The 7,245-nt window shown below is 45.8% G+C and carries 3 protein-coding genes and 1 pseudogene; 1 reads left to right on the top strand and 3 read right to left on the bottom strand.

The features are described from left to right. Positions 1-80 (bottom strand): annotated as a pseudogene (locus L3V36_RS23985) (helix-turn-helix domain-containing protein); the annotation flags it as partial. 312 nt (positions 81-392) lie between these two features. On the opposite strand from L3V36_RS23985, the gene fdhF reads away from it, so the two are divergent. Beyond that, positions 393-4,622, top strand: coding sequence for a formate dehydrogenase subunit alpha (fdhF, locus tag L3V36_RS22455; RefSeq protein ID WP_208775675.1), 4,230 nt, complete (start codon positions 393-395; stop codon positions 4,620-4,622). 128 nt (positions 4,623-4,750) lie between these two features. Here the strand turns inward: fdhF and L3V36_RS22450 are convergent, their stop codons facing one another. Both L3V36_RS22450 and L3V36_RS22445 read right to left on the bottom strand, forming a co-directional pair. Then, entirely contained in the window at positions 4,751-5,731 is a 981-nt protein-coding gene (locus L3V36_RS22450; RefSeq protein ID WP_004736463.1) for an alpha-L-glutamate ligase-like protein, read from the bottom strand. Positions 5,732-5,734: 3 nt separating this feature from the next. Then, positions 5,735-7,240 (bottom strand): inactive transglutaminase family protein, encoded by a 1,506-nt coding sequence (locus L3V36_RS22445; protein ID WP_004736464.1) that lies wholly within the window; start codon positions 7,238-7,240, stop codon positions 5,735-5,737. Positions 7,241-7,245: the final 5 nt, after the last annotated feature.

The raw sequence follows: 7,245 nt of genomic DNA, 5'->3' as shown, positions 1-7,245 counted from the left end.
TTTGCTAAGTAGAGAGATGACGTGCCATCTAAGTATTGCTTAGCAATGATACATTTTAGCTCTCGGCTATATTTGGACATAAAAAGACCCCCAATAATTGGTGTCCAACTATTGGGGGTCAGTTCATCATTAGGGGCTTTTTTGTACCTTGAATCTAATTTCTTATTCCTTACTTCTACAGCAGAACACCTTCCGCCTAGTCCTCTCGTCGATACTGATAAGACCACTCATACCTTATGGTTATTATCAATGGAACTTGTTTGAGGTCACACGCACAAAACCACAAATAATGTATGGTAATGACATAGATCTAATAATATTAATAATATTGTATTACTTAATTTTAATTGTTGATAACTCGCGTGTGCGAAAGGTAAAGGTAGGACTTAGGTATGATTCAAATCGTTATTGATGGGAAATATCGAATCGTCGAGCAAGGACAAACCGTTCTTGAGGCGGCAAAAACATGTGGTTTAGAGATCCCATCTTTATGTGGTTTGAACAAAACAGCGGATAAAGTACCGTGTGACTTGTGTGTTGTTGAAGTTGATGGCGTTGGTGTCACTCGTTCTTGTGAGCTTGAAGTGTCTAATGGATTGAATATTACCACCCAGTCAAAACAGTTAACGATTCATCGGCAAGACGCGTTGAACCGCATCATGACCGATCATTACGCCGATTGTGAAGCGCCATGCCAAACAGCGTGTCCTGCTGGGGTCGATATCCAATCTTATCTGCATCATATTGCTCAAAATGATCACATCAAAGCGATAGAGGTCATCAAAAAGACACTACCAATGCCCCTTTCGATTGGTCGAGTATGTCCTGCTTTCTGTGAAACGGAATGTCGTCGCAACTTGGTCGATGAATCCATCGCGATTCGTCAACTCAAACGACACGCTGCCGACGCAGATTTAGCTGCTCAAGAGAGCTACATGCCAACTAAGAAACCAATCAAAGGCAAGAGTATTGCGATTGTTGGTAGTGGCCCCGGTGGTCTTACGGCAGGTTATTACCTATCTAACGAAGGCTACGATGTCAGTGTTTATGAGTCGATGCCCAAAGCGGGAGGTTGGCTGCGTTACGGTATCCCTGAATATCGCTTACCTAAGTCGATTCTAGATAAAGAAATCGAACTGATGTGTCGTAATGGGATGTCGGTAGAGTGTGATAAAAAACTCGGTGTTGATTTTACACTGTCTGATTTGAGTAACGATTTTGATGCGGTTTGCTTAGCGGTTGGTGCATCGCAAGCAGTTGAAATGAATTATCCGGGCAGCGAGCTTGGCGGTTGTTATCTAGGCGTCGATTACCTGAAAGATTACGTGACCGACCAACAGTATGTCACTGGTAAAAAGGTTGCAGTGATCGGTGGCGGGAATACCGCGATTGACTGTGCTCGAACCGCAGTTCGTGATGGTGCGGATACCACGCTGATTTATCGTCGTACTCGAGATGAGATGCCAGCAGAAGATTACGAAATCGAAGAAGCTGAGCATGAAGGTGTGAAGTTCCATTTCTTAACCAACCCGGCAGAAAACATAGCCGATGAAAATGGTCATGTATCAGAAATACGATTAGAGCGTATGGCTTTGGGTCCGGCTGATGCTTCAGGTCGTCGCAGCCCTAAACCAACAGGCGAATTCTTTGTTGAAGCGTTTGATACGGTTATTGCTGCCGTGTCGCAAAAGCCGGATCTGAGCTTTATGGACAATGAAGCGATTGATATTCCTCTTACTCGTTGGAATACCGCTGATGCCGATCCGCAAACCATGCATACAGGTACTGGCAATATCTTTAGTATTGGTGATTTCCGACGCGGCCCTGCAACCGCAGTGGAAGCGGTGGGGGATGGGCGCATTGCTGCACAGGCGATTGATCGGTTCTTTCATGGCGATATGGATAACATTCCGGTTAAACCGTTTAATTCAAGAAAGCACAAGCAGCTCAAAGCGGTGGATCCTGAGCAATACAAATCCATACAGCGTATGGCGCGTAAGATCATGCCAGAGCTAACACCCGAGCAGCGTGAACAAAGCTTCGACGAAGTAGAAACAGGATTTGATAATGCCGATGCAATTGCGGAAGCAGCAAGATGTCTAGAATGTGGCTGCCAAGCCAATACCGATTGCGACCTACGAGACTACTCGACCGAATACAAGGCAACGCAAACACATCCAGAGTACAAAATCGATGTGGCTCCGAATGAGAGTTGGCAGGCGATTCGTGCAGAAGAAGCGAAGGTCGGTTTAACAAGACAAAAATTTGCAGTTGATGACAGTTCAGAATTTATTCTCTTTGATGCCAACCGCTGTATCAGTTGCGGGCAGTGTATCCAAGCGTGTCGTGAACAGAATGTCCATGGTGTTTTAAGCTTCATGAATCAATCTGATGGCAAGCCTGCATCAAGACCTGAATGTCGTCCTAATTTTGGGGCAGAAAAGACCTTAATGGGTGACTCAAACTGCGTTCAATGTGGATCGTGTATTCAGGCGTGTCCAACCGGTGCAATGGTGGATGCTCGTGATAGAAAGCAGGGAGACACAGACCTACTCAAGAAAGTCGATACCATCTGCACCTATTGCGGTGTGGGCTGTAAGCTAACCATGCATATCGATGAGCAGAAAAACAAAATCCGTTATATCGAAGGTGGTGACTCTCCGGTTAATGAGGGCATGTTGTGTGTTAAGGGGCGATTCGGCTTCGATTTTGTGGGCAGTGATGCGCGTTTAAGCACACCATTAATTCGTAAAGATGGCTGGTTGCAACCTGCAAGTTGGGAAGAAGCGATTAAGCTCATTGCTGATAAATTTACCGCGATTAAACAGGGCTTTGGTAGCAATGCTTTGGCGGGCTTCTCGTCGGCGAAAACCACCAATGAAGACAACTATGCCTTCCAAAAATTCATACGTCGCGAACTAGGTACTAATAACGTCGATCACTGTGCACGTCTTTGTCATGCTTCGACTGTTACAGGTTTAGAGGCTTCGCTGGGTAGCGGTGCAATGACCAATGATATTCCAAGTATCAAGCACTCAGATGTGATCTTTATTATCGGTTCAGACACGACTTCAGCACACCCAATTATTGGCTCGCACATCAAGCAAGCGGTGAGGCATGGTGGAGCACGATTGATCGTTGCTGATCCAAAACGAATCGATATTGCTGACCATGCTGAGCTTTACTTAGCGCACCGACCGGGCACCGATGTGATGCTGATTAATGGTGTGATACAGCAGATCATCAAACACGGTTGGTACGATCAAGATTATATTGATGATCGTGTTGATGGCTTTGATACCTTATTGCAGGAAGTCATGTCACCAAGCTACTCACTTGATAAGGTCGAATTGGTGACTGGCGTGAAAGCGGAAGATATCTTCGCGATGGCTCGCTTGATTGGTACTGCAGAACGCACCGCAGTGTATTATTCGATGGGTATTACGCAACACACTACTGGTCACGACAACGTACGTTCAATCGCTAATCTACAACTCTTGTGTGGCAACATTGGTATCGAAGGCGGTGGTATCAACCCATTACGTGGTCAATCCAATGTTCAGGGCGCGTGTGATATGGGGGCATTGCCGAACAACCTTCCAGGTTATCAGAAAGTGTATAACCCGATAGTTCGTCAAAAATTCGCGATGGAGTGGGGTGTTTCTGACTTACCAGCGGAAGCGGGGTTAACGCTCACCGAAATTATTGATGGAGCGTGCCATCGAGATGTTCGTGGTCTGTATGTCATGGGTGAGAACCCAGTGTTGAGTGACCCGAATCAAGCGCATGTAATTGAAGGCCTTGAAGCGTTAGATTTCCTAGTGGTTCAAGATATTTTCTTAACCGAAACCGCTCAGTATGCCGATGTGGTTCTGCCGTCTTGTTCGTTTGCTGAAAAGTCTGGCCACTTCACCAATACAGAGCGCCGAGTCCAACGTATTAATCTTGCTGTTAATCCGCCTGGTGACGCGAAAGAAGATTGGGTGATTATTCAAATGCTAGCCAATGCAATGGGCGGCGGTTGGGACTACAAAACCGTTGCTGATATCACCAATGAGATAGCACGTGTAACGCCGCAGTATGGTGGTTTACGTTGGGAGAATATTACGGTGAACGGCGTCCAATGGCCAAGTAATAGGAATAATCCTGACGGTACACGCATCATGCACCAGACTCAATTCACTCGCGGGCGTGGTCAAATGGAAGCGATTCCGTTTAGATACGCAGCAGAACTACCTGATGCGGAATACCCGCTAGTATTAACGACAGGTCGCATCCTAGAACAGTTCCACACCGGGACCATGACACGTAAAACCAAAGGGCTTGATAACTTGGCAGGACCACGTGCGATGGTGAGTGTTCATGATGCCGAAGCGTTAGGGATCTCGAATGGCCAGATGCTCAAAGTATCAACCCGTCGTGGAGAAATTGAAATCGCGGCATTTGTCACTAAGCGAATGCAAAAGGGGGTGGTATTTATTCCCTTCCATTTTGTCGAATCTCCAGTTAACCGCTTAACTACGACTGCAACCGATCCGCACGCGAAGATCCCAGAGTTTAAGGTGGCGGCAGTCCGCATTGACCCAATTCGTGAGTCTGAATCAGAAACAACAGAAGCTTAGTTCCGAGCGTTAAGCTAATTAACGATAGGCATTAAAAAGCCGCGTAACTCTCAGAGTTATGCGGCTTAATTTATTGAGCTAGATTCAGTATCAATGACTGAGTCGTTTCGCTTTTAATTTAGATGAGCTTAGTTTGAAGCGAGTTCGTTACCGTGAACACCAAATTGCTTTGCGGCGTATGCAACGCGCTCTGCAGGTTTTGGATATTCAGCTGGCGTGCCTAGGTTTTCAATATGATGCAAGCGAGGCAATAAACCCGCGCCGTTTGCAATCTGTATTGCTAATCCTGGACGAGCGTTTAACTCTAGTACCATTGGGCCTTCTTCTTGGTCTAAAACCATGTCAGTGCCCATGTAACCAAGGCCTGTCATTTCCCACGCGCTTGATGCTAGCGTAAGCAGTTTTTCCCAATGCGGTACTTGAAGTTGTGCCAACTCTTTGTCCGTGTCTGGGTGGTGAGTCACAGGGTGGTCAAATTGAACCGCACGAACGGCTTTACCCGTAGCGATACAGATGCCCACACCCACAGCGCCTTGGTGCAAGTTTGCCTTGCCGTCAGAAGCTGAAGTAGAAAGACGCATCATCGCCATCACAGGGTAGCCTTTGAATACGATAATTCGTACATCGGGCACACCTTCATAACTGAAGCCATCAAAACACTCGTCAAACTTGATGAGGTTTTCAACCACGGCTACGTCGTTCTTACCACCCAGTGAGAAAAGACCCGCTAGAGCGTTACTGATGTGACGCTCTACGTCTTCTTCATTGATAGTCGAACCTGATGGCTTGGTATAAACACCATCCTTGTGAGAAATAACAACAAGGATACCTTTACCACCACTACCTTGAGCGGGCTTGATTACAAACCCCGGCCACTCTTTAACCATCTTGTGGATTGTTTTTACTTCAGCTTGATGACCAATAACGCCAATCAGTGTTGGTACGGTTGCACCAGCTTGTTCAGCAATAATCTTAGTCTTAAGCTTGTCATCAACGAGTGGATACTTGGAACGATCATTGTAGCGACCAATATAGCTATGGTTACGCTTGTTCATTCCCATTATGCCTTTGTCTTTCAACTTAAACGGTGAAGTAAATTGATCAAACATAACTTAGTCCTCCGCTAGCGGTTTAAAGCGACGAAGCTCGGTTAGACGGTAGCCTGTGTAGTTACCTAGTAGCAAGATGGTCGCTAGAATAACAAGCTGTAAACCAATAAAGTTAAACGTTAAATGCTGGATGAACGGGTTAGTCATGCCTAAGTAAACAAGAACAGCGGTAAATAGAGAACCACCACCTTGTAGCACTACCTCTTTCGCCCCTTCTTCTTCCCAAAGGATAGACATACGTTCGATAGTCCAAGATAGGATAATCATTGGGAAGAACGTAATCGATAGACCTTCAGTCAGACCGACTTTAAACGCCACTACAGTAAACACAGAGATAATCATGATTACCGTAATGATTACGGCGGATATCCTGGCGACCAGTAGCAAGTTGAGCTTGGATAAGTAACTTCGAATAATAAGACCTGTACCTACGATAAGTAGGAAGCCGACAATACCCGTTACCAATTGTGTTTGTACAAAGGCTACTGCAATCAGTACAGGCATGAACGTACCAGACGTTTTCAGGCCGATGATGACACGTAGGAACACAACAATCAGAGCACCGATAGGAATCAGCATGATGGTTTTAAACATCGCTTGCTCTTCTAGCGGCAGACTATGAATGGAAAGGTTTAACAGTTGATCCGCAGAGACTTTACTGTTGGTTGCTTCAGTGGGAGTCACCTCCTGAGCAATCATCGAGAAGTGAACTTTACTGTTCTGACCGCCAACCACGTCTAATAGAGATACATTTGATTCATCCCAAATTAGCAGGTTTGGCTGAACTTGCTGTTCGCTTGATTCAGGAGAGAATAAAACCCATTGGTCGTTATCCCAGATCTGGTTCATTTGCTGGATAGATTGACGACGACGTCCATCTTCTAGCTCGATAACACCAACCACTTTATTGTGAATGTTTGCTGCTGAAAGTAGCTTGTGTGTTGCTTCAACTTTGCTCATGTTATTCAGAATCAGCGCAGAGTTTTGGCTGTCTGGATCATTAAGCGTTTTGATAAGTTCACGAGTGAAGGTGATGTTGTCTGCTGAGCGCTTGGTTGCTCGGTCAATCAGTGCCAACGCTGCCGCTTCTTCTGGACCATCAAAGCTTGGTTGCGTAATTTCACCTTCTGGTGGTATCGCATCAATTTTTGCTTGGTTATCAACTAGGAATTGAGTCTTGTAGTAGATAGTTTGCGGGCCATCAGCGTGGCGAATAGACCATTCTGCACGACGACCTGACTCGGTGTTCAAGTAAGAGATGCCGTAACCTGGAGATGAAGCTGACTCACCAATAAGTGTGTAATTAGATTGAGTGTGAGGAGCAGCTAATGAAACTTTTGCTTCTTTACCAACCGCATTGAACTCGATACGAGCTTCAACGTCCCAAACCTGCCTGGTTTCCCCTGGAGTCCAAGGTACGCCGTAGGTGGTATGTCTGAACATACTCAGTGTTATACCTGCCACGATGAGCAGGAAAATAGAGATATAAAATGGAATTCTTGACGTCATAGCTT

The organism is Vibrio sp. G-C-1 (assembly GCF_021728015.1).
In the GTDB taxonomy this organism is placed as follows: domain Bacteria; phylum Pseudomonadota; class Gammaproteobacteria; order Enterobacterales; family Vibrionaceae; genus Vibrio; species Vibrio splendidus.
The sequence above is the reverse complement of the archived record's forward strand: the minus strand, read 5'-3'. Positions and strand labels throughout refer to the sequence as shown.

Coding starts and splice junctions, on each gene's coding strand:
- L3V36_RS22450 (WP_004736463.1), bottom strand. CDS start 5,731: ATGTTTGATCAATTTACTTCACCGTTTAAGTTGAAAGACAAAGGCATA.
- fdhF (WP_208775675.1), top strand. CDS start 393: ATGATTCAAATCGTTATTGATGGGAAATATCGAATCGTCGAGCAAGGA.
- L3V36_RS22445 (WP_004736464.1), bottom strand. CDS start 7,240: ATGACGTCAAGAATTCCATTTTATATCTCTATTTTCCTGCTCATCGTG.